The 22,301-nt window shown below is 65.1% G+C and carries 17 protein-coding genes; 8 read left to right on the top strand and 9 right to left on the bottom strand.

What is annotated here, in order from left to right; genetic code table 11:
* Positions 1-4: 4 nt before the first annotated feature.
* Positions 5-175 carry a hypothetical protein gene (locus PALO_RS12455; protein ID WP_155242756.1) on the bottom strand — a complete coding sequence of 57 codons (171 nt, stop codon included), beginning with the start codon at positions 173-175 and terminating at the stop codon, positions 5-7.
* Between the two features lie 66 nt (positions 176-241).
* Between PALO_RS12455 and PALO_RS02345 the strand changes: the two genes are divergently transcribed.
* Together PALO_RS02345 and PALO_RS02340 are read left to right on the top strand one after the other, a co-directional pair.
* Positions 242-2,011: an acetyl/propionyl/methylcrotonyl-CoA carboxylase subunit alpha gene (locus PALO_RS02345; RefSeq protein ID WP_015582258.1), complete on the top strand. Its 1,770-nt coding sequence runs from the start codon at positions 242-244 to the stop codon at positions 2,009-2,011.
* A 56-nt stretch (positions 2,012-2,067) separates the two neighbouring features.
* Complete coding sequence (locus tag PALO_RS02340; protein WP_177166372.1) at positions 2,068-2,790, top strand: hypothetical protein; 723 nt, start codon at positions 2,068-2,070, stop codon at positions 2,788-2,790.
* Positions 2,791-2,878: 88 nt separating this feature from the next.
* On the opposite strand, the gene PALO_RS02335 is transcribed toward PALO_RS02340, so the two are convergent.
* Entirely contained in the window at positions 2,879-4,258 is a 1,380-nt protein-coding gene (locus PALO_RS02335) for an NAD(P)H-quinone dehydrogenase (RefSeq protein WP_015582256.1), read from the bottom strand.
* 177 nt (positions 4,259-4,435) lie between these two features.
* Here PALO_RS02335 and PALO_RS02330 point away from each other — a divergent pair, with 177 nt between their 5' ends.
* From PALO_RS02330 to PALO_RS12755, 6 genes are all read left to right on the top strand, one after another.
* Positions 4,436-5,248 carry a purine-nucleoside phosphorylase gene (locus PALO_RS02330; RefSeq protein ID WP_015582255.1) on the top strand — a complete coding sequence of 271 codons (813 nt, stop codon included), beginning with the start codon at positions 4,436-4,438 and terminating at the stop codon, positions 5,246-5,248.
* 26 nt (positions 5,249-5,274) lie between these two features.
* Positions 5,275-6,951, top strand: coding sequence for a phospho-sugar mutase (locus PALO_RS02325; protein ID WP_004808893.1), 1,677 nt, complete (start codon positions 5,275-5,277; stop codon positions 6,949-6,951).
* 794 nt (positions 6,952-7,745) lie between these two features.
* Positions 7,746-9,605, top strand: a complete 1,860-nt coding sequence (locus tag PALO_RS02320) for a DUF2207 domain-containing protein (protein WP_016665961.1) — start codon at positions 7,746-7,748, stop codon at positions 9,603-9,605.
* Positions 9,606-9,870: 265 nt separating this feature from the next.
* Positions 9,871-10,389 carry a uridine kinase gene (locus PALO_RS02315; protein ID WP_015582253.1) on the top strand — a complete coding sequence of 173 codons (519 nt, stop codon included), beginning with the start codon at positions 9,871-9,873 and terminating at the stop codon, positions 10,387-10,389.
* A 101-nt stretch (positions 10,390-10,490) separates the two neighbouring features.
* Complete coding sequence (locus tag PALO_RS02310; protein WP_015582252.1) at positions 10,491-12,143, top strand: MFS transporter; 1,653 nt, start codon at positions 10,491-10,493, stop codon at positions 12,141-12,143.
* 729 nt (positions 12,144-12,872) lie between these two features.
* Positions 12,873-13,394, top strand: a complete 522-nt coding sequence (locus PALO_RS12755; protein ID WP_231097278.1) for a 3'-5' exonuclease — start codon at positions 12,873-12,875, stop codon at positions 13,392-13,394.
* A gap of 108 nt (positions 13,395-13,502) precedes the next feature.
* Here the strand turns inward: PALO_RS12755 and metG are convergent, their stop codons facing one another.
* The 7 genes from metG to PALO_RS02270 all read right to left on the bottom strand — a co-directional run bounded on the left by metG (position 13,503) and on the right by PALO_RS02270 (position 22,215).
* Positions 13,503-15,287: a methionine--tRNA ligase gene (metG, locus tag PALO_RS02300; protein ID WP_015582250.1), complete on the bottom strand. Its 1,785-nt coding sequence runs from the start codon at positions 15,285-15,287 to the stop codon at positions 13,503-13,505.
* An 85-nt stretch (positions 15,288-15,372) separates the two neighbouring features.
* Positions 15,373-16,623 (bottom strand): polysaccharide deacetylase family protein, encoded by a 1,251-nt coding sequence (locus PALO_RS02295; protein WP_015582249.1) that lies wholly within the window; start codon positions 16,621-16,623, stop codon positions 15,373-15,375.
* Positions 16,624-16,679: 56 nt separating this feature from the next.
* A complete protein-coding gene (locus PALO_RS02290; RefSeq protein WP_015582248.1) occupies positions 16,680-17,600 on the bottom strand; it encodes an RNase H family protein in 921 nt (306 codons plus the stop codon).
* The gene (locus PALO_RS02285; protein WP_015582247.1) at positions 17,597-18,010 is read right to left on the bottom strand and encodes a cytidine deaminase; all 414 of its coding nucleotides are present in this window, start codon (positions 18,008-18,010) and stop codon (positions 17,597-17,599) included. Before PALO_RS02285 ends, PALO_RS02290 begins: the two co-directional genes overlap by 4 nt.
* A 1-nt stretch (position 18,011) precedes the next feature.
* A complete protein-coding gene (locus PALO_RS02280; RefSeq protein ID WP_015582246.1) occupies positions 18,012-19,370 on the bottom strand; it encodes an ABC transporter permease in 1,359 nt (452 codons plus the stop codon).
* Complete coding sequence (locus PALO_RS02275) at positions 19,367-20,629, bottom strand: ABC transporter permease (RefSeq protein ID WP_015582245.1); 1,263 nt, start codon at positions 20,627-20,629, stop codon at positions 19,367-19,369. Before PALO_RS02275 ends, PALO_RS02280 begins: the two co-directional genes overlap by 4 nt.
* Positions 20,626-22,215: an ABC transporter ATP-binding protein gene (locus PALO_RS02270; RefSeq protein ID WP_015582244.1), complete on the bottom strand. Its 1,590-nt coding sequence runs from the start codon at positions 22,213-22,215 to the stop codon at positions 20,626-20,628. Before PALO_RS02270 ends, PALO_RS02275 begins: the two co-directional genes overlap by 4 nt.
* Between the last annotated feature and the right edge of the window lie 86 nt (positions 22,216-22,301).

Below are 22,301 nucleotides of genomic sequence, written 5' to 3'. Positions count from 1 at the left end.
CAGGCTAGCGGCCGAGTGAGCCGTCACGACGGCCTCGCGGCGCATTCGCGATGGCAATCCCGGTAATCCGAGCAGGAGCTGCCACCACACCGGGCAGTTGCCATCGGATCTTCCGGGTGTACCACGCGACGTCGATACGGCACTTTCGGAACCAGAAGGCGTGGACAGTGACCATGGACGAACGCTGACCCTTTAGACTCGCCGTGAGGGGCACCCGCCCCGAGAGCCGATCGGAGGAACCGTGGACAGGACCATCAAACGGGTACTCGTCGCAAACCGTGGCGAGATCGCGGTGCGCGTCATCCGTGCCGCCGAGGACGCCGGTATTACGAGCGTGGCTGTCTATGCGGATTCGGACTCCGAGGGCTTGTTCGTCAAGCTTGCCGACGAGGCCTTCGCCCTCAACGGCGTGACCCCTGCTCAGACCTACCTTGACGTGGACAAGATCCTCGACATTGCCCGTCGGGCCGAGGTCGACGCGATCCACCCCGGGTACGGGTTCCTCTCCGAGAACGCCGACTTCGCCCAGGCTGTCATCGACGCCGGGTTCATCTGGATCGGCCCGCCGCCGGAGGCCATTCGGGCTCTCGGCGACAAGGTTCAGGCCCGTCACATCGCCCAGAAGGTCGGCGCCCCGCTCGTTCCCGGCACCGCCGACCCGGTCAACGGCCCGGAGGAGGTCGTCGAGTTCGCCAAGGAACACGGCCTGCCGATCGCTATCAAGGCCGCCTTCGGAGGCGGCGGTCGCGGCCTCAAGGTCGCTCGCTCGATGGACGAGGTCATCCATCTCTACGAGTCTGCGGTGCGCGAGGCCGTCACTGCTTTCGGACGCGGCGAGTGTTTCGTGGAGCGCTACCTCGACAAGCCGCGTCACGTCGAGACCCAGTGCGTCGCCGACCAGTACGGCACCGTGCAGATCATCTCGACCCGTGACTGCTCCCTGCAGCGTCGTCACCAGAAGCTCGTCGAGGAGGCCCCGGCGCCGTTCCTCAGTGACGAGCAGCTGACCCGTCTCTACGAGTCCTCCCGAGCCATCCTCAAGGAGGCCGGATATGTCGGTGCCGGAACCTGCGAGTTCCTCGTCGGCCTGGACGGGACCATCAGCTTCCTCGAGGTCAACACCCGTCTGCAGGTGGAGCACCCGGTCTCCGAGGAGGTTGCCGGGGTCGACCTGGTGCAGATGATGTTCCACGTGGCCCAGGGCGGCCACCTCGAGCCCGAGGATCCGAAACTGCGCGGCCACTCCTTCGAGTTCCGCATCAACGCCGAGGATCCCGGCATGGGGTTCATGCCTGCGCCTGGCACCCTGACCTCGTGGCAGCCGCCGTGTGGCCCCGGTATCCGCGTTGACGAGGGCTACCACTCCGGCATGACTGTTCCGGGAGCCTTCGACTCCCTCGTCGGAAAGCTCATCGTCACGGGGGACTCCCGAGAGCAGGCTCTGGCCCGCGCCGCCCGGGCCCTCGACGAGATCGTCATCGACGGTATGCCGACTGTCGTCCCCTTCCACCGTGCGGTCGTCAAGGACCCTGCCTTCACCGCAACCGACGGTCACTTCGGCGTCTTCACCGACTGGATCGAGACCGAGTTCGACAACAAGATCGAGCCCTACACCGGTTCCTTGGGCGAGTCCGCCGACACCGAGCCCCCTCGCGAGGTTGTCGTGGAGGTCAACGGCAAGCGGGTCGAGGTGCGCATCCCGGCATCCCTGCACGGCGCCCGTCAGGCCCCCAGCACGAAGTCTCGTCGCCCCACCCGTCGCAACCGCGCGGGACGTCACACCGCGGCGACCGGCACATCGGTGGCATCCCCGATGCAGGGAACCATCGTCAAGGTCAATGTCGTCGAGGGCGAGCAGGTCAACGAGGGCGACCAGATCGTCGTCATGGAGGCCATGAAGATGGAGCAGCCTCTGGCCGCCCACCGCTCGGGCGTCATCCGTGACCTCAATGCCACGGTCGGCTCGACGGTCGCCTCGGGCGAGGTCATCTGTGAGATCGTCGATGAGTGAGGTTTGCAGCGTGATTTTTCTTGTGAGTGTCCATTTCAGAGAGCATTCTGGTGATCATGTCCGGTGACCTCCTGCTCTTCCTGCTGTTCTTCGTGGGACTTGTGGCAACGACGGCATCACTGATGCGTGCCCAGCGTCAGTCCCGCGAGGTGGAGGCCCGACGCGCCAAAGCCATCGAGGCCAAGGTCTCGCAGATGCGCCAGGAGACCGAGGAGGACGTCACCACCTTTGGCGAGGCCCTGCGCGATCTCGACATGGAGATGATCGGCAAGGAGGTGTCGGCCGAGGGCCGCAAGGACTGGAACACGGCCTTGGACTGCTACGACCGCGCCAAGACACTCATGGCCCAGGACAAGGGCACCCGCTCTATCCCGCTCGTCACTGAGACCCTCGAGGAGGGCCGTCACTCCATCGCCTGCGTGCAGGCCCGCGCCAATGGCGAGCCGATTCCTGAGGTGCGTCCGCCGTGCTTCTTCGACCCGGCTCATGGCCCGTCGACCACTGACGTCATGTACTCCCCCGACGGCGGAGTCGCGCGCAAGGTTCCGGCCTGCGCCGCCGACGCCCAGCGCATCCAACAGGGGCGCTCCCCGTGGATCCGCACCGTCGACGTCAATGGCGCCCAGCTGCCCTACTGGCAGGCTGGCCCGGACTACGCGCCGTGGGTGCAGGGCTACTACCGCCGGTATGAGTCCGACCCAGTCATCAGCGGACTGGCCGTCGGTGGTCTCGGCCTTGTTGGTCTGGGGCTCTTCTCAGCCCTCTTTGACGACTTCTGATCCTTTGTCGATCCTCAGAAGGACCCCTCGGCGATTCGTCGAGGGGTCCTTCTCACGGTGTGTCTCGTGGCAGGTTCACACCACGACGTCACTCCACAAAGTTCTGCAACCGTCGGGCAGCCTCTGACACCGATCCCGACAGGGATGGGTAGACGGTGAAGTCGTGCTGGAAGGCGTCGACGGGGATCCGCTCGGCCACCGCGACCGAGATCGGATGGATGAGTTCGCTGGCCCGCGGGGAGACGACGACGCCACCAATGATGTTGCCGGTGGCAGGACGGCAGAAGAGTTTGACGAAACCGTCTTGGATTCCCTGCATCTTGGCCCTCGGGTTGGTCGATAGGTCGAGTCGGGTGGATCGGGCCTGGACCTTTCCGGAGTCGACGTCGGTCTGCGTCACACCCACCGTGGCGATCTCGGGAGAGGTGAAGACATTCGAGCACACCAAGGACAGGTCGAGGGGTTGGAGGGCCTGGCCCAGGGCGTGCCACACGGCGATGCGCCCCTGCATGGCTGCCACGGATGCCAGGGCGAAGACGCCGGTGCAGTCTCCGGCAGCATAGATGCCCGGCACGCTGGTGCGCGAGACCTTGTCAACGGTGATGTGGCCACGCGGACCGACGGCAACACCGACCTCCTCCAAGCCGAGGTCCGAGCTGTTCGGCGTTGATCCGACGGCCATCAAGACGTGGGATCCGCGCACGGTCCGGCCGTCCTCGAGACCGACGACGACGCCATCACCGTCACGCACCGCAGAGACCGCGCGAGAGCGGGACAGGATCTGCATGCCGCGAGATTCGAAGACCTGCTGCAGCACACGAGCTGCATCGGGGTCCTCGCCGGGGAGCACTTGCTCACGCGAGGACACCAGGGTCACCCGACATCCCAGTGAGTCGTAGGCCGACGCGAACTCAGCACCTGTCACACCCGATCCCACCACGACGAGGTGTTCGGGGATCTCCGTCATCGAGTACACCTGCTTCCAGGTGAGGATGCGGTCCCCGTCGCAGCGAGCCTCCGGGAGCTCACGCGGGGTCGTGCCGGTGGCGAGCAGAACGATGCCGGCGTCGATGATCTCGTCATCATTGATGATGACCCGGTGCAGGTGGCCCGGAGCGCCCGCGGCCAGACGGGCACGACCACTGACGATGCGCACCCCCTTGCGCTCCAGGCCGCGGCCAATGTCGTCGGACTGGGCCTGGGCCAGACGGCGTACACGGGAATTGACGGCGTCGAGATCGACCTCGAACTTGTGGGTCTGGCGAAGGCCGAGCTCGGGTGCGCGCCGCAGGGTCGCGGTGGCCTCGGCAGTGGCAATGAGGGTTTTCGAGGGAACACAGTCGGTGAGGACGGCAGCTCCTCCGATGCCGGTTTCTTCCACGACGGTGACGTCAACGCCACCTGCCGCCGCGACGTTGGCGGCCTCATAGCCCCCGGGCCCAGCTCCAATGATCACCATGGACGTCATGACCGCATTCTTTCAGCCATGGCGAGATTTCTGTTGACATCGAGAGAAATTGCTTACCCCGACAATGAGGTTGCTCCAACACACGTATCGACGCTGCTCCTCCGGACTCGGAAGACGGCTGCGAATGGGCCGGGGGTTCGCGCGCCCGGATCGGCGAAAACCTCTAGGGTTGACCCCATGACGACACCGGATTTCACCGATCCCCAGGCCATCGCCCGCGATGCTGCCGATGCCATCCGTTCCCGCCTCTCGCTCACCAGCGTCGATGTGGGCCTCGTGCTCGGCTCGGGCTGGTCCGCCGGGGTTGATCACCTTGGCGAGACGATTGGACGGATCCCGCTCGGCGAACTGCCTGGATTCTCGACACCGGTCGTTGCCGGGCACGGCGGCGACCTGGTTGCTGTCAAGCTGCCCACCGGCAGGACCGCCGTCGTTCTGACCGGACGCACCCACTTCTACGAGGGACGTGGAGTCGAACCGGTTGTCCATGGAGTGCGCACCGCCGCGGCTCTTGGCGCCAGCACGATGATCCTCACCAATGGCTGCGGGGGCCTCGACCCGTCCTGGGGTCCGGGAACCGTCGTCGCCATTCGCGACCACATCAACCTCACAGGTGCCACCCCGCTGCGTGGCGCCACCTTCATCGACATGTCGAGGGCATGGACCCCGGCACTGCTCGAGGTCGTCGAGAAGGTCTCCCCGGGCACCCCGACCGGCGTCTACGCCCAGTTCCGCGGCCCCCAGTATGAGACCCCTGCCGAGGTCCGCATGGCTCGCACCATCGGCGCCGACCTCGTCGGCATGTCGACCGCGCTTGAGGCCATCGCCGCCCGGGAAGCCGGACTCGACCTGCTCGGCCTGTCCCTGGTCACCAATCACGCCGCTGGTGCCACCGACGCCCCGCTGGACCACGCCGAGGTCATTGCCGCTGGCAAGGAGGCCGCTCCCCGGCTGGCGGGTCTGCTCGCTGACATCACGGCTGCCATCTGATCCACTCCCACACCCATCGAGGAACCATGACCACCACACAACCCGAGAGGCTGTCCCCCGAACTCGTCACCCAGGTTCAGTCCTGGCTCGACCAGGACCCTGATGAGGCCACCCGCACCGAACTGTCCGACCTGCTCACCCGTGCCCAGCGCGGTGACTCCGAGGCCGTCGCGGCCGTTGAGTCGGCCTTCTCCGGCCCGTTGACCTTCGGTACCGCTGGCCTGCGTGCCGCTCTCGGACCCGGACCGTCCCGGATGAACAGAGTCGTCGTCCAGCGTGCGGCTGCCGGATTCGCGGCCTGGCTGCGTGCCCACGGCGAGAAGGAGGGGTCGGTGGTCATCGGTTTCGATGCCCGGCACAACTCTGACGTCTTCGCCCGGGACACCGCCGAGATCATGGCGGGGGCCGGGTTCCACGCCTTGCTGGCCGACTCCCCCATCCCGACCCCGGTGACCGCTTTCGCCATCAAGCATTACGGCGCAGTTGCCGGCGTCATGGTGACCGCCTCCCACAACCCGCCGGCCGACAACGGCTACAAGGTGTACCTGGGTGACGGCTCCCAGATCGTGCCTCCGACCGACACCGAGATCGCCCACGAGATCGAGGTCGTGTCGGCCGATCCTGTCGGGGCGATCCCGCGTGGTGACGACATCGAGCTCATCGGCGACGAACTCATCGACGCCTACGTCGCCCGTGCTGCCGAACTGACCACGGCCAACCCGGACGTCACCTGGGTCTACACCGCCATGCACGGTGTCGGAACCCGCGTCGTGCGTCACCTCGTCGAGACGGCCGGTCTGCCGGAGTTCGTCGGTGTCGCTGAGCAGCTCGACCCGGACCCGGACTTCCCCACCGTGGCCTTCCCGAACCCCGAGGAGCCGGGCGCCATCGACCTGGCCATCGCCCAGGCTCGCAGGCATGACGCTGACGTCGTCATCGCCTCTGACCCAGACGCCGACCGTTGTGCCGTTGCCGCCGTCATCGACGGTGACTGGCGGATGCTCACCGGTGACGAGCTCGGAACCCTGCTGGGTGACGACGCCCTGCGTCGTGGTCTGGACGGGGTCTACGCCAATTCGGTGGTCTCGTCGACCTGTCTGGGACGCATGGCCAAGGCAGCAGGACGCGAGCACCGGATGACCCTGACCGGTTTCAAGTGGATTGGCCGCGTTCCCGGCCTCGTCTTCGGTTATGAGGAGGCCATCGGCTACTGTTGCGACCCCTCCCATGTGCCGGACAAGGACGGCATCACGGCCCTGGCGACGATCATGCGTCTGGTGGGTGAGCTCAAGGCATCCGGCACCACGATCTCGGAGCGACTCGACGAGATCTGGGCCACCCATGGTCTGCACCGCACCAGCCAGCTGGCCGTGCGCGTCACCGACATGTCGATCATCTCCGACGCCATGGACCGTCTGCGCAGCCAGCCTCCGGCCACCCTGCTGGGCGACCCCGTCGACGTCTGCGACCTCGACGACCCCAGCAATGGGTCCGGGCTGCCCCAGCAGAACGCCATCGAGCTGGCTGGACCTCGCGTCCACGTCGTTGCTCGTCCCTCCGGCACCGAGCCCAAGCTCAAGTGTTACCTCGAGGTGCGGGCAACTCCTGAGGAGTCGTCGGCCGACCTGCCGGCTGCCAAGTCCACGCTGGACGCCGAGATGATCACTCTGCGCGAGGAGATGGCCAAGGCGCTCGGGATCTGACGCGATTCTGACAAGGAATTCCGACACAATGTCGCCGCCCCGGACTCGATCCGGGTCGGCGTGTTCCTTCTCACCGGTCGGGGTCATGGGCAGCTGGTCGACGACGATGGACTCGGCAACATGAGAGGGGGATTCCACCTGGGCGGGGAACGAGGTTCTCGCCGACGCTGATGATCATCTCGTCCTTGTGTCCGGCTAGCCATGGCGGCCTCGCCGATCCGGGTGCCGTCCTGGGGCGGCCTCCCCGTCCGGATCAGCCATCGCCGGGCGGTCGAAGGGGCACAGGCCGGTGTCCCAGAAGGTATTCAGCGGTACCGTAACCATTGGGGATGCTCGACGTATGAGCGCAGTGGCTCCGGATCAGAACCCATGAAAAGGGTCCTTCCACGTAAGCCGTAATAGCCACCGGTAGATTCCCCTTTCTCACCGTGTGAGGTCACTTGTACGCGGCGAATGAACCCTTTGCTCCTACATCGTCGATCATGCGACATCCCCGGTGTGCCGTGATAGCTCTCCTTCCTACCGACCGTCTGCCCCCGATGACCCATTCCGTCGAGCTGTCACGCATCACCGAATATGACGCCGGTACCGTTCTCGACGCTGGTGGGGATGCCCAGGTCAATCTCGACGAGGATGCTTCCGGGGGACCACGGGAAATGGTCATCAGGTCAGCGGCACCACCGTCACCTGGGAGACGAAAAACATCTCGGATAGCGATCCCCAAGTCCACTCACTGACCACCACTCCTCTTCAGAAAGGGTGTCGGTCGAATTGGGGTGCCTTACACTGATTCCATGCGACGTACCCCATTCGCCGTATTAACAGCATTCCTGCTGACGCTTTTTGTCGCCGTGGTACCGGCCGTTCCGGCCCAGGCCCAGGGCGACGAACGCATCACGGCTTACAACGTCAACGCCACCCTTGATCGAGACGGCGACGCTCGAGTCACCCTTGACCTCACCTACGACTTCGCCGACGCGGACAGACACGGGCCTTACCTGACCTTCGTCACGAGACAGTCACTCACCGATAATCCCGGCCACGTCCGCCATGTCACCTACAGTGACATTCATGCCTCGAGCCCGTCGGGAGCTCCGGCCAACCTCCACGAGGAGAATGGCGGCGCACTACAGCTGCGCATTGGGTCTAAGGACCGGACCGTCACCGGTACGCAGAAATACCGGATCACCTACATGGTTCACGGTCTCATCGGTCGGGACAACAAGGAATCTCACCTCGACGAGATCAACTGGCGCATCTTCACCAATGTGGACGTTCCCGTCGACAACTCCAAGGTGACCATCACGGCACCCGCCAATGTGACGAGGGTCTATTGTGAGGTCGAGCACGGCGAGTGCGACACCTCCTCAACGGGCACGAAAACCGTTACCTTCTCGGCCCGCAAGATTGATGCCAACACGACCTGGCGGGTGGTGGCCGGTGTCCCTGCCGGTACCTTCACCTCCGCTGCTGACGCCACGGTGACCGAGGAGAGCGAGGTCACATCGGGCTCTCGGGCCGACCTCCCGCAGTACCTCACCGTCATCCCCTACATTGTCGCCGTCGTTGCACTAGGCCTCATCGGCCTCGGGGCGTCCCTGTTCCGCAAGCGCGACATGGAGTTTGCCGACGAAGCCCCTGGGTTCATTCCGGCACCTGATTTGCAGCAGGTCCGGCGTCGACGCGGAAAGGTCGAGGGGCCCATCCTCGTCCATCCGCCGGCTGGCATCACCCCGGCACAAGCAGGAGCCCTCCTCGACGGCAATGCCGACACCAATACCGTCACCGCCGGCATGCTCGACCTTGTCGCTCGGCACCATCTGTCAATTAACCAGGAAGAGCCTTCCGGCCTGGTGTTCAAGAAGCCCGAGTGGCGGTTCAACTGGCTGCGCGGGGAGGACTCGTTGGCGCCTTGGGAAGCTCGTCTCCTCGGTTCCCTCATCGGCAGCGGCAACAGCATCACCACCAGAGAACTGCGTCGCCAGAATGGCAACATTGCGCTGCCGAATGCCAAGAAGGACCTCGACGAGCTCAACGACCAGGCCGGCTACTTCACGAAGTCCCATCGCCAGGCACGGCTCGGGATCGTCGCCATCGGGGTCGCCCTGATCATCCTCGGCATACTCGGGTTCGTCTCCGGATTCCCCTTCCTGCTCGGAGGCGGAAGCGCCATTGTCTACTTCGTCCTGACCTTCGTCACGTTCGTGGCCGGCATCCTCTTCCTCGGCCTGTCCCGGAAAGTCCGACCACCTCGCAGCGCTCTGGGCACCGCGATGACCGATCAGGTGCGGGGATTCCGCGACTACTTGGCCACCATCGAGGCGGAGCAGATCCAGATCGAGGAGGACCTCGACATCTTCTCGGCCTACCTTTCTTGGGCCGCGGCCTTCGGCATCGTCGACCGCTGGGTCACCCTGTTCGAACAGCTCGAGGCTGAGGGACGCTGGTCCCCCGACCCGATGTGGTACCCGCTGTACGGCTACGGCTACGGATATCACCACAACCAATCCTTCGCCTCGGCCTTCAACGACATGACCGAAGCGATGTCGTCGTCCATGACGGCAGCAGCGTCGTCCAGCACCTCGAGCTCCAGCTCCGGATTCTCCTCGGTATCCTCCGGCGGCTTCGGCGGTGGGGGCGGTGGAAGCTGGTGACACCCTGGACTCCCATGGTGGTCGAGGGCGACGACACCGTGCCACCGGGATCAGCGAATTCGCCAGGAAACTGAGCCACGCCATGCGGTTGGCGGCAAGAGCCCTGCGAGACCAATCCCTGAGGCGGTGCTGCCCCTTCCATCGTCGGCAGATTCGTGGGCGCTCCATGGTCATGATGGGCCTGCCGATAGACTGATCAGCCGTGGCGCGCACGATCATCCTGTTGGCAGGACCCTCAGGGGCCGGGAAATCCCGTCTGACCCATATGGCTGAGCTGCCTGAACTGCGCCTTGACGACTTCTACCACGATCATGACGAGCCCGGCCTCCCCCGGGTACGCGGCATGGTCGACTGGGACGACGTCGCCTCCTGGAACCTTCCAGCGGCTGTGGAAGCCCTCGGTGAGCTCGCGGCCGACGGGCAGACCGTCGTTCCCCGCTACGACATCTCGAGGTCTCGGGCCGATGGCACCCACGTCGTCGATGTGGGAGATGCGACAGCCGTCGTCGCCGAGGGGATCTTCGCCCTCGACCTGCTCGATCCGTGCCTGCGAGCCGGCATGGAGGTCCTGCCCATCTGGTTGGATCGTCCCCGCTGGTTCAACTTCGCCCGTCGTCTCATCCGCGATCTGCGACAGCACCGCAAGTCCCCACCCGTGCTAATTCGTCGCGGTCTGGCCCTGTGCCAGGCAGAGCCTGCGCTGCGATCACGGGCCATTGTCATGGGGTTCCAGCCGATGAGTATGAGACGGGCGAGTGCCACCGTCGCGGCCCTCATGGACTAGTCACAGTCACCATGGACTGAGTGCCGGAGGGTTTTTCAACCTTTTGATCGATGCCGAGGAGCCTTGTGCTCCGTAGTGTCGGTGGGGTCGAAAGGAATGCCGTGACAGACAGCACCTCCGCCGCCACCGCGGCCCAACCCGTCCCCGGACGCTGGAAGGCCCTCGCCGTCCTCGCCGCCGGGCTCTCACTCATCATCCTGGACGGGACGATTGTCGGTGTCGCCCTGCCGACGATGATCTCGGCCCTCAACCTGAACCTCACTGATGCACAGTGGGTCAACGCCATCTACAACGTCATCTTCGCCGCTCTGCTGCTTGGCGCCGGGCGTCTCGGTGACCGGGTTGGCCGTCGTACCACCTTCGCCGCCGGTGTCGTGCTCTTCATCGGAGGCTCCTTGCTCGCCGCGATGGCGTCCGGTTCTGGTTCACTCATCGCCTCGCGCGCCGTCCAGGGTGTTGGTGGTGCGCTGGTGCTGCCGTCCACCCTGTCCTCGGTGAACTCGCTGTTCCAGGGCAAGGACCGCGCCGCGGCTTTCGGCATCTGGGGCGCCGTCATGAGCGGTATGGCCGCTCTCGGCCCGCTGCTCGGTGGAGTCCTGACCGAGTACGCCTCCTGGCGCTGGATCTTCTGGGTCAACCTGCCCTTGGGTCTGCTCGTGCTGGCGGGAATCGCCGCATGGGTGCCACAGACTCGTGGCAAGCAGGCCGAGAAGGGCGTTGACGTCGACGGTCTGCTCACCTCGGCCCTCGGCTTCGGCCTGCTCGTCTTCGGCCTCATCGAGGCCACCTCGCTCGGCTGGTGGACCAAGAAGGAGACCCTCAAGGTCTTCGGCTGGTCGTGGCCGGAGAGCTGGTCGATGTCCCCGGTGCCGTGGGCGATCGCCATCGGTCTGGTCTTCATCGCACTGTTTATCGGGTGGGAGAACCACCGCGCCAAGGTCGGCCGCGACGCCCTGATCGACCTCACCCTGTTCCGTGTCGGCACCTTCTCCTGGGGCAACCTGACCGCCGCGACGGTGGCCATTGGTGAGTTCTCGCTGATGTTCGTACTGCCCCTGTTCCTGGTGAACTCAGTCGGTCTGTCGACGGTGCGCACTGGTGTCGTGCTGGCCGCGATGGCCCTGGGTGCCTTCTTCTCCGGGGCCTCGGCCCGTCACCTGGCAGCCCGTGTGGGAGCTCCTGGCGTCGTCGTCCTCGGACTGACCCTGGAGGTCGTCGGCGTCGGACTGCTGGCCTGGACGGTCGGCGCCCAGGCATCGACGTGGTTCGTCATGCTGACCCTGGTGGTCTACGGCATTGGCCTCGGCCTGGCATCGGCTCAGCTCACCTCGACGGTGTTGCATGACATTCCCCAGGAGCACTCGGGAGCGGGCTCGGCCACCCAATCGACGGTGCGTCAGCTCGGCTCGGCCTTCGGTGCCGCGATCGCCGGGTCCGCCCTTGGCTCTGCGATGAGCCACACCATCCCTGACGAGGTGTCCTCGATCAGCGGTGTGCCGACCAAGGTGCTCGACAAGCTGGTCCGGGCCACCCAGGACTCGGCTGGATCCGCCATCACCGGGCTGCGCAACGCCTCTCCTGACAGCCCGTTCATTCGTTTACGGGGTGACGCCCGGGACGCCGTCATCCACGGCCTCGAGACTGGTTTTGCACACGCGGCGGCATGGTCGATCGGGTTCTCCGCACTCTTCCTGATGCTCGGTCTGCTCGGATCCTTCATGGTCATGCGTCAGGCTCACAAGCAGGAGGCGTGACAACTCACGGGGACGCTGTCGGCCCCGAGGAATACCCTGAGCGGAATCCTTGGTCGTACCTGACCGGTGATGGTTTCTGGAAGGGCGTTCAGCATGGCATCGAGCATGACAGTGCCGCAGTGGCTGCGCAGGCTGTTGCGTCATCCCGAGCGTGCGACACCGAAAGACCTTCGCGATCTCTCCGCGATGGTGGACGACTCCGACCGAATTGTCCCGATGTACCGAGGCCGAGACAATGGCCGGTGGCGTCAGGAGATCGCGGCCCTCAAGCGTGAGGGTGACTACGAACAGGCGTTGGTCCTGGCATCCGGATGCATGTTCTCGATGTTCTCGATGGCGCAGGAGGCCCCTGACACCGCCGACGAGTCCTGGGTCATCGAGGTGGCGAAGATCCTCCGCCGAATGAGGTACTACCCCGAGGAGGCGCGGACGATCGAGTTCTGGCTCAACCTGGGTATCGAGTCCTCCCGGATCGACGAACACCTAGACCTGTGGAAACGTCGGGCCAGGGCCCAGGAACTGTGGGCCAAGGTGGAGGGCCGCGACGCCACGGAATATCACGAGGAATGGAGACGTCTGGTGGAAGCCGGCAGACGGACGAAGGACACCATGTCCTTGGACTGGACCGTCGTCAGTCAACCCCCGGCGCCGCACGCCGTGGCCCCCATCCGGAAGGGCCGCGCGACACGGACGCCCCGACATTCCAAACTGATTCCCTCACCGGAACAGATGGCCTGCGGCACCTTCGTCGCCGTGGACTTCGAGACGGCCAACCGGCAGGGCGGGGTGTCCGCATGTCAGCTCGCCATGGTCAGGGTGAGTGAAGGCCGAATCGTCGACCGATTCAACTCCCTGCTGCGTCCTCCTCCCGGATGGGACGCTTTCCAGTTCACCTACCTGCACGGCATCTCCGCGGCAGATGTCCAGCACTCCCCGATGTGGCCTGAGATAGCCGACGAGATCTCGGAATTTGTCGCCGACTCCCCCGTCTACGCCCACAATGCCATGTTCGACTCCCGGGTGTGGCGCCAGCTCGACGAGTACTTCGGCACTGTCACCCTGCCGTCCCCGTTCTTCTGCTCCTACCGGACGGCCCAACGCCTCATCCGTGGTCTGCCCAATTACAAGCTTCCGACGGTGCTTCAGGCCTGTGAACCGAATTACCACCTGAATCACCACCGGGCGGACTCCGACGCCGAGGCGTGCGCCCTCATCGTCTGCCAATTGCAGCGACTGGCCAGCCAACTCTGACCTCTCGCCCCCAGCCGGTACCCGCCGGGTACTACACGGAGCTGCCAGAAACTGCCCGGAACCGACGATGGTGACGTTGCCATCGTCGGTTTTTGGCAGATCCGTGTATCAGGACTGCGGGTTGACCGGGGCCCATTCCGGACCAGTCTCGGCAAGCTTGGCGTCCAGCTTGCGGAAGATCGGGCTGGGCTTGGCCAGCAGGGTTCCGACCGCGATCTCGCGACGCCCCCACGAAGCCTTCTCCGAAGCGTAGTCACCCATGAGGATGGGGGCAGCACCGTCGGTCTCGACGAGCTCGGGCTGGGCCGCCCACACGCCTTCGCCCCCCAGCGCCTCGTATATCTTCTGGGCCGAGTGCGGCATGAACGGGGTGAGCATGGTGTTGACGTCACTGACGACCTGAAGAGCCACGTGCAGCACGGTGTCGCGGCGCTCCGGGTTGTCCTTGAGCTTCCAGGGCTCTTGGGCGGAGATGTAGGCGTTGGCCAGTCCGACAATCCTCATAGCCTCGGTGATGGCGGCCTTGAACTTGGCGTGGGCCAGCAGGTCCCCGACGGTCTCGAATCCGCCAGCCGAGGCGTCCAGCAGTTCGCGATCGGCGTCGGTCAGCTCGCCGGCAGCCGGGATCTCGCCACAGTTCTTGAAGGCCATCGAGATGGACCGGTTGACGAGGTTGCCCCACTCATTGGCCAGCTCGAAGTTCACCCGTCGGACGAACTCCTCCCAGGTGAAGTCGGTGTCCTGATTCTCCGGGCCGGCCACCGCGATGAAGTAACGCAGGGCGTCTGGTCCGAACTCACGCAGGAAGTCCCCGACGAAGATGGTGGCACCACGCGAGTTCGAGACCTTCGAACCACTCATGGTGAGGAACTCACTGGAGACGATCTCGGTCGGCAGGTCGAGGATGCCGAGCTCCGCGGAGGGCTCGCCTCCCTTGTCACCACGTCCGTTGGTGCCCAGCAGGATGCCGGGCCAGATGACGGAGTGAAAGACGATGTTGTCCTTGCCCATGAAGTAGTAAGAGCGGGCGTCATCGTCGTTCCAGAACTCGCGCCAGGCATCTGGCTTGCCGATGCGCCGGGCCCACTCGATGGAGGACGACAGGTAGCCGATGACGGCGTCAAACCACACGTAAATGCGCTTCATGGGCTCGTTCTCCCAGCCCTCGACCGGCACCTTGACGCCCCAGTCGAGATCACGGGTGATGGCGCGCGGACGCAGCTCCTCGAGGAGGTTGTGGGAGAACTTGAGAACGTTGGGACGCCAATCGGTGCGGGTGTCGATCCAAGCCGTCAAGGACTCGGCGAGGGCGGGGAGATCGAGGAAGAAGTGCTCGGTCTCGCGGAACTCGGGAGTGGCCCCGGTGGTCTTGGAACGCGGATTCAGCAGATCGGCCGGGTCGAGCTGACGACCACAGTCGTCACACTGGTCACCGCGGGCGTCGTCGTACCCGCAGATCGGGCAGGCGCCCTCGATGTAACGGTCCGGCAGGGTGCGACCGGTGGACGGCTCGAAAGCACCCATCTCGGCCTTCTTGACGACGTAGCCGTTCTCGTGGAGGCGGGTGAAGATCTCCTGGGTGACGTGAGCGTGGTTGTCCGTCATCGTCGAGGTGTACAGGTCGTAGGACAGGCCAAGGCCCTGCAGGTCAGAGGCGATGATGCGGTGATACTTCTCGGCGCACTCCTGGGCCGTGAGACCCTCCTGATCAGCCTTGACCGAGATGGCGGTGCCGTGGCAGTCCGAGCCGGAGACCATGAGAACTCGGTGGCCCGACATTCGCATGTACCGGGCAAAGACGTCAGAGGGGACACCGAATCCGGACACATGGCCGATATGTCGAGGCCCATTGGCGTAGGGCCACGCGACGGCGGCAAGAATGTTGGCACACATGGTGCGAAGTCTATCGGAACGCACCCTCGCGGCCGCATCGTCCCGCGGCCGGCGTCACCGCGACGTCACAGGCGTCGGTGGGCCGTCACAAGTGGTGGTGGCCCCACTTGGCCAGCCGGTGATGGTGGTCGAAGACCTTGTCGACGTCGAAGAAGTCCCGGTAGATGTGGGGGGTGTGACGCATCCCGTATCCGTCGACGTGCAGTCTGCTCTGCACGACGAGGCCGAGGTCGGGCCGCTGGTTCACCGTCGTGCCGTCGGACACGTCGCAGATGACGTCGAAACCAGTCTCGCGGATGACCTTCATGAGGGGGCCGTCCAAGGCGGCCAGAGAACCGAACGGGGTGATGTACAGGGACGTGGGGCCCAGGAGTTCGCCGACCTCCCGCTTCCATTTGGCGGTGCCATCGGCAACCCACTCCCGGGTCATCCGTTTCGAACCCAGGTCAATGTGTCCGTAGGAGTGACTGGCGAAGGTCCACCCCCGTTTCCTCATGAGGGCGATGATGGGCTTGACGGCCTCCTGTTGGGCGGCCCGGTTGCGCTCGTGACGGTCAGTCCGGTAACCCAGGATGCCTTCGTACCCAGTGAGCCCCAGGGTCGCGGCCGCCCCGTTGAGACTGAATTCAGGATGGGCACGCAGGTACCCGTCGAGCAGTCCGACGATGCAGTTCGTGGGCTCCTCGAACTGCCTGCCGGTCGACGGGTCCTTGCCGATACTCGACAGGTGCCCGGTCGAGTCGATGATGATCCGGTCCATGAACCCCTTGCCCAGGAGGAAACGGTTGAAGCTGAGGTCGTCGATCGACAGGACGAGGGGCTTGTGACCGCGAGGCACGCGCAGCTCGGGGTTGGGCACCACGGCGTGACCGCGACGCACGAAGCAGTCGGCCAGCGAGACGAGGACGTAGTGACGGGCGCGCAGCTCGTCGATCAGGGCGATGGCCTCCGACCGGGTGATGTACCAGTCGTCGAAGTCCTGCCCCTCCTCGCTGGCGAACGCCATGCGGGGGAAGGGGATGATCTGGTGGATGAACAGATGCTGGACGGTGCCGTGGAAGGGTTCCAGATCGGGCTCGGCCCAGTGCTCGCGCACCGGTTGCCAGTCGTCGACACGGGTGGGAGAGGTCACGGAGGTCGGCGAGGTCGTGGGAGTCGGTGACCCGGGAGCCGCCCCTCGGCGGGTCGGCGTCCCACTCGGGGCGGTCGACGCCCCGGACTCCTCGCCGGACGAGCCGCTCGAGACCCTCTCGCCGGATTTCTCCGCGCATCCGGTGAGAGCCATGAGGGTGGCCCCCATGAACCAGTCACGCCTCGAGAACCGCTTGTGCACCATGCCCACGCTCCCCGATCAAAGATAGGACGGTCACCTCATGGTGTCAGATGTGTGTATTACCGATATCCCCCACCATCGCGTACGACCGTACCCTGATGGAAAATCAGCTTCCACCCATGGGGACCGCGCCGCCACAGCGACGCGCGTAACGACTCCCGCGCCCCGGACCTGTGGCGCCAGCGCAGCAGGACGGTCTGCTCGGACAGCCTCACCACGCCCAGCGCCTCGATGCCGACACGGCTTCCGAGTGTCTGGCTTCGGGCCTCGGCCAGCACACGGCCCCTCGTCCAGATCCTCCCGCTCACCCCGTGTTCGACGAAGTCCTCGTCGAGCAGCTCGGTCAACGCCCTCTGACGCCGGTAGGGGTCGGGGTCGACGAGTCGGCGCTCCAAGGCGACGAGTTCGACAGTGAGCACCTGGTCGGGATTGGCGGGGGCAGGCGGAAGGTCGAACAGCTCCGACTGGGCCTCGACGGCCTCCTGAGACCGGTCCGATCCGGCCGAGAGGGAATCGTCGGCAACTGTCATCCCCGGTCCGTGGTCGACCGGGGTGCCGTCCCGGAAAGCGGTGGCAGCGGCCCGAGCTCGCACGTCCGCCGCCTCGTTGAGGGCATGGCCCGCATGCCCCTTGACCCACTCGAAGGTGACGTCACGCCCACGCAGCTGGACGTCGATCTGCTCGAGCAGGTCACGGTTGAGGACGGGTTTTCCGTCGGCCTTGCGCCACCCCTTGCGCTTCCATCCTGGCATCCACTTGGTGCAGCAATTGATGGCGTACTGGGAGTCACACAGGATTGTCAACGGCTCACCGAGGCCGCCGGTGGAACGCAGCAGGTCGAGGACGGCCATGAGCTCGCCCATGTTGTTCGTGCCGCGCGGCCAACCGCCCGCAGCCCAGGTGTCGTCGTCGATGTACCAGGCCCAGCCGGCTGGTCCCGGGTTGTCGAGGGAAGACCCGTCGGCGGCGGCCACGATCATGACTTCTCCTGTTGGTTGGTTACTCGGTCCAGGTCGTCGATGCCGAATGCCTGCGGGAGCACCTCGGCCATCGTCTGCACCCCTGCCGGGGTGTCGATGAGCATCGTCGGACCGCCATGTTCCCACATCAGCTGACGACACCGTCCGCACGGCATGATCGTCGTCCCCATCGCATCGACGCAACAGAAGGCGAGGAGATGTCCCCCTCCCCCGGCCACCAGGTCGCTGATCAACCCGCACTCGGCACACAGGGTGACACCGTAGCCAGCGTTCTCGACATTGCACCCGACGACGACGCGACCATCCTCGGCAAGTCCGGCCGCGCCCACCGGGAAGTGGGAGTACGGCGCATAGGCACGCTTGGTCAGTTCACGGGCGCGACGGCGCAGCGCCTCCCAGTTGACGTCCACGTCACTCCTTGATGTACGGGGTGCCGTCGGCTGCTGGCGACCTCACCTTGCCCACCAGCCCGGCGACGGCGACGATCGTCGCGATGTACGGCAGGATGAGCAGGAACTGCGAGGGCATCGGGGCGCTGATCGTCGACAGCTCAGTGGACAGCTGTGTCACGAAGCTGAAGAACAGTGCCATGACGGCAGCCAGGCCCGGACGCCAGCGGCCCATGATGAGGGCCGCCAGGGCGATGAAACCATTACCCACCGTGATGTCCTTCGAGAAGGATCCGACGGTACCGATGGTGAAGTAGGCACCGCCCAAACCGGCGAAGATGCCACCGACGAGCACGGCCGACCAACGAACACCGGCGACGGAGATACCGACGGTGTCGGCAGCCTCGGGATGCTCACCCACGGAACGCACCCGCAGACCCCATTTGGTGCGCCACAGCAGGAACCACACCAGCGGGATGCAGAGGAAGCCGATGTACACCAAGATCGTCTGGTCGAAGAAGATGGGGCCGAAGAACGGGATCTTGGACAGCACCGGAATCGGCACCGCCTCCATGATCGGCGCGGTGTTGTACTTCTCGGCCTCGGGCGAGAGCAGCTGAGTGTAGAGGAAACCTGTTAGGCCGGATGCGAAGAGGTTCACCACCACGCCCATGACGACCTGGTCGACGACGTACTTGATGGTGAAGACGGCGAGCAGGGCGGCAGTCAGCACCGAAGCGATGATCGCCGCGACGATGGCTGCGAAGACCGAGTGGGTCATCGATCCGACCAGGGCTGCAGCGAAGGCTGCAGTGAGCATCTGACCCTCGATGGCAACATTGACGACACCGGCACGCTCGCACATGACACCGCAGAGGGCGCCGAGGACCAGCGGGGTGGCCACCGACAAGGTGCCCTGCAACTGACCTGCCACCTGGAAGGGCAGTTCACGGCCGGCGGCCGCCCAACTCAGGAATCCGATGATGATCGCGACACCGGCCACCACACCGGCGGTGACGGTGAGGGTGTGACGGCTACGGCCCATGAAGAAGGCAGCGGATGCCAACAGACACGCGATGGCACTCACGAGGACGATCGGGAAACCGGAGACGGTCAGGGTTCCCAGTTCCTTGCCGGCCAGGGCATCCGTGAAGGCGAAGTGGGCCTTGCCGGAGGTCTTGCTCAGCAGGAAGAACAGGATCACCGCCATGATGGCGATGAGCACGCCCGTCGACAGACGGCGGGTACGACCCTCGCGGGACTCCACCCGCTCGAACTCCAGCTCCTTGTCGAGGCTCTCGCTAGCCTCGGGGGGCAGCTCCACGCCTGTCTTGGTGATGTCGGACGTGGTGGGACGAGGAAAACGCGATGCCGGGCTCATGCCAGGGCCCCCTTCGTGGTGGTGTCGGCCGAGACCGGACCGCGGTCACGCTTCCTGCCTCGCTTTTCCTTGCGCGTCTTGAGGAAGGGCAGGATCGTCTTGACCAGCATCGGCGCTGCCACGAACATGACGATGACGGCCTGGATCACTCGGACGAGGTCTAGAGAGGTCTGGGTCATGGCCTGCATGCGCAGACCACCCTGATTCATGGCCCCCCAGAACAGACCGGCCAGCACGATACCGAACGGCTTGGAGCGGCCCAGCAGGGCCACCGTGATGGCGTCGAAGCCGATGGTTCCGACCAGGCCGATGGACAGCTGGGTCGGGGTGGCTCCCGAGATCGGCCCCAGGGCGACCTCGACACCGGCCATACCCGCCAGACCACCGGAGACGACCATGGTCCAGGCGATGATCGAGTTGGTGTTCATACCGGCAGTGGCCGAGGCATTCGGGTTGGCCCCGACCGCGCGGATCTGGAAGCCCAGATGGGTGCGATCCAACAGCCACCAGGTGCCCACGGCCAGCAGCAGGGCCAGGAAGAATCCCAGGTGCAACTGGGACCCGGCCAGCCGTGGGAAGGTGGCGTTCCAGTCGACGATCGGGGCGATCGGGTCGGTACGACCAGGCATCTGGAAGGCCTTCGTCGTCAACAACCACGCCAACAGACCACTGGCGATGTAGTTGAGCATGATCGTCACGATGACCTCGTTGGCGCCAGCGTGGGCCTTGAGGACGCCGGCGATGGCACCCCAGATGACTCCGCCCACGAAACCGGCGATCACGGCGAACAGCAGGTGGATGGGCAGCGGCAGGGAGTGGAAGTTGAATCCCACCCAGGCAGCCAGCGTCGCTCCGGCAATGGCCTGGCCCTGACCACCGATGTTAAATAGGCCAGCCTTAAAGCCCAGACCGATGGCAAGACCACCACAGATGAGCGGCGCGGACTGGGCCGTCGTCGCGGTGAGGGCCTGCCAGGACCCGAAGGCTCCCTGGAACAGGGCGGCATAGGCCGAGGAGACCTGAGCCCAGGAATCGGTCAGGGCGTCAGGACGGGAGAAGAGATAGCTCCACTCCTTGTTGATCTTCGGATCCGCAGCGACCATGACGATGGCCGAGACGATGAAGGCCAGCACGAACGCGGCAATCGTCACCCACAGGTCATTCCACCGGAAGGAGCGAGGCGGCTTAGGCTCCACCTTGGTCGCGGCAGGCGCCGTCGTCTCCTTCGACGGGGTGGGCTTCGGGGATTCGGTACTCATTCCGAGACCTCCTTGTGTCCCTTGGCGACGCTGTCACACGCCTCGTCATAACTGAATCCGGCCATCATGAGACCGAGGACGTCGCGGGGAGTTCCCGTCGGGGCGATGCCGACGATACGACCGCGGTACATCACCGCGATGCGGTCCGACAACGCCTCGATCTCGTCGAGCTCGGTGGAAACGATGAGCACGGCGGTGCCGTTGTCCCGTTCCTCGACGATCCGCTGGTGCAGGAACTCGATGGCGCCGACGTCCACACCACGGGTCGGCTGTGATGCCACGAGCACACTCAGCGGACGCGACAGCTCGCGAGCCAGGACGACCTTCTGCTGGTTACCACCCGACAGGGAAGACACCGGAAGCGATGCCGAGGGAGTACGGATGTCGAACTCCTCGACGCGGTCGCGGGCGTTGTCAGCGATACGCCTGAGCTGAAGGTTGCCGTGCTTGGAGTAGGCACCCACCTGGTTCAGGATGAGGTTCTCCGCGATGGAGAACTCCCCGACGAAACCGTCACGCTGACGGTCCTCGGGCACGAATCCCAGGCCAGCTCCGATGGTCTTGATCGGGGCCGCGCCGGTGGTGTCCTTGCCGTCGATGCGGATGGACCCTGAGGTCGGCTTGATGAGACCGAGCAGAGACGACGCAAGTTCGGGCTGGCCGTTGCCCTGCACACCGGCGACGCCAAGGATCTCCCCGCCCTCGACGGTGAGAGAGACATTGTCGACGACGACAGATCCGAGGTCATCGGCCACCGTGAGGTTCTCGACCTCGAGACGCGGCCCGGTCGGCTTGGCCTCGTCCTTGTCGACGACCAGCTTGACGGCTCGACCCACCATCATCTCAGCGAGCTCGGCCTCGGACTGATCGGCAGAGGCCTCGCCGACGATCTTGCCGCGACGAACCACCGTGATGTCGTCAGCAATGGCACGGACCTCGCGCAGCTTGTGGGTGATGAAGACGATGGCTCGACCCTCGTCGCGCAGGGTCTTCATGACGGCCATGAGCTCGTCGATCTCCTGCGGAGTGAGCACGGCGGTGGGCTCGTCCAAGATGAGGTACTTGGCGTCATTGGCCAGGGACTTGAGGATCTCGACGCGCTGCTGGACGCCGACCGGCAAGTTCTCGATCACCGAGTCCGGGTTGACGTCGAAGTGATAGCGATCAGACAGCTCGCGCACCTTCGCGCGAGCTCGTCCCATCGACAGCACACCGGCAGTCGATTCCTCTCGTCCGAGCACGATGTTCTCGGCCACCGTGAACACGTTGACGAGCATGAAATGCTGGTGGACCATCCCGATACCGGCCGCCATGGCCTGCTTGGGATTGTCGAAGTGCTGCTCCACACCATCGATGTAGACCGATCCCTCGTCCGAGGGCAGCAGCCCGTACAGGATGTTCATGAGGGTCGACTTGCCGGCACCGTTCTCACCGAGCAGGCAATGGATGCGCCCGGGGACGATGTCGAGGTCGATGTGGTCGTTGGCCGTAAGCGTCCCGAATCTCTTCGTGACTCCGCGCAGACTCAGTCCTTCCTTGACTGGAGCGCGGTCGCCGGGTGGGGCAGCGGTGGTGTTCGTTGTCACGGGGCAGATCCTTCCACGTCTGTTCCCTGATGTCGTGTGAACCGACGACGACGCGCCGACCTCCCGGGGAGATCGGCGCGTCGTCG

This window comes from Cutibacterium avidum 44067 (assembly GCF_000367205.1).
In the GTDB taxonomy this organism is placed as follows: domain Bacteria; phylum Actinomycetota; class Actinomycetes; order Propionibacteriales; family Propionibacteriaceae; genus Cutibacterium; species Cutibacterium avidum.
Note: the sequence above shows the minus strand (reverse complement) of the source record. Positions and strands in the feature narration are given on the sequence as shown.

What these genes read in the sequence shown, in the direction of transcription:
- PALO_RS12455 (WP_155242756.1), bottom strand. Translation starts at nt 175, where the DNA reads ATGGTCACTGTCCACGCCTTCTGGTTCCGAAAGTGCCGTATCGACGTC.
- PALO_RS02340 (WP_177166372.1), top strand. Translation starts at nt 2,068, where the DNA reads ATGTCCGGTGACCTCCTGCTCTTCCTGCTGTTCTTCGTGGGACTTGTG.
- PALO_RS02335 (WP_015582256.1), bottom strand. Translation starts at nt 4,258, where the DNA reads ATGACGTCCATGGTGATCATTGGAGCTGGGCCCGGGGGCTATGAGGCC.
- PALO_RS02330 (WP_015582255.1), top strand. Translation starts at nt 4,436, where the DNA reads ATGACGACACCGGATTTCACCGATCCCCAGGCCATCGCCCGCGATGCT.
- PALO_RS02325 (WP_004808893.1), top strand. Translation starts at nt 5,275, where the DNA reads ATGACCACCACACAACCCGAGAGGCTGTCCCCCGAACTCGTCACCCAG.
- PALO_RS02320 (WP_016665961.1), top strand. Translation starts at nt 7,746, where the DNA reads ATGCGACGTACCCCATTCGCCGTATTAACAGCATTCCTGCTGACGCTT.
- PALO_RS02315 (WP_015582253.1), top strand. Translation starts at nt 9,871, where the DNA reads ATGGCTGAGCTGCCTGAACTGCGCCTTGACGACTTCTACCACGATCAT.
- PALO_RS12755 (WP_231097278.1), top strand. Translation starts at nt 12,873, where the DNA reads ATGGCCTGCGGCACCTTCGTCGCCGTGGACTTCGAGACGGCCAACCGG.
- metG (WP_015582250.1), bottom strand. Translation starts at nt 15,287, where the DNA reads ATGTGTGCCAACATTCTTGCCGCCGTCGCGTGGCCCTACGCCAATGGG.
- PALO_RS02295 (WP_015582249.1), bottom strand. Translation starts at nt 16,623, where the DNA reads ATGGTGCACAAGCGGTTCTCGAGGCGTGACTGGTTCATGGGGGCCACC.
- PALO_RS02290 (WP_015582248.1), bottom strand. Translation starts at nt 17,600, where the DNA reads ATGATCGTGGCCGCCGCCGACGGGTCTTCCCTCGACAACCCGGGACCA.
- PALO_RS02280 (WP_015582246.1), bottom strand. Translation starts at nt 19,370, where the DNA reads ATGAGCCCGGCATCGCGTTTTCCTCGTCCCACCACGTCCGACATCACC.
- PALO_RS02275 (WP_015582245.1), bottom strand. Translation starts at nt 20,629, where the DNA reads ATGAGTACCGAATCCCCGAAGCCCACCCCGTCGAAGGAGACGACGGCG.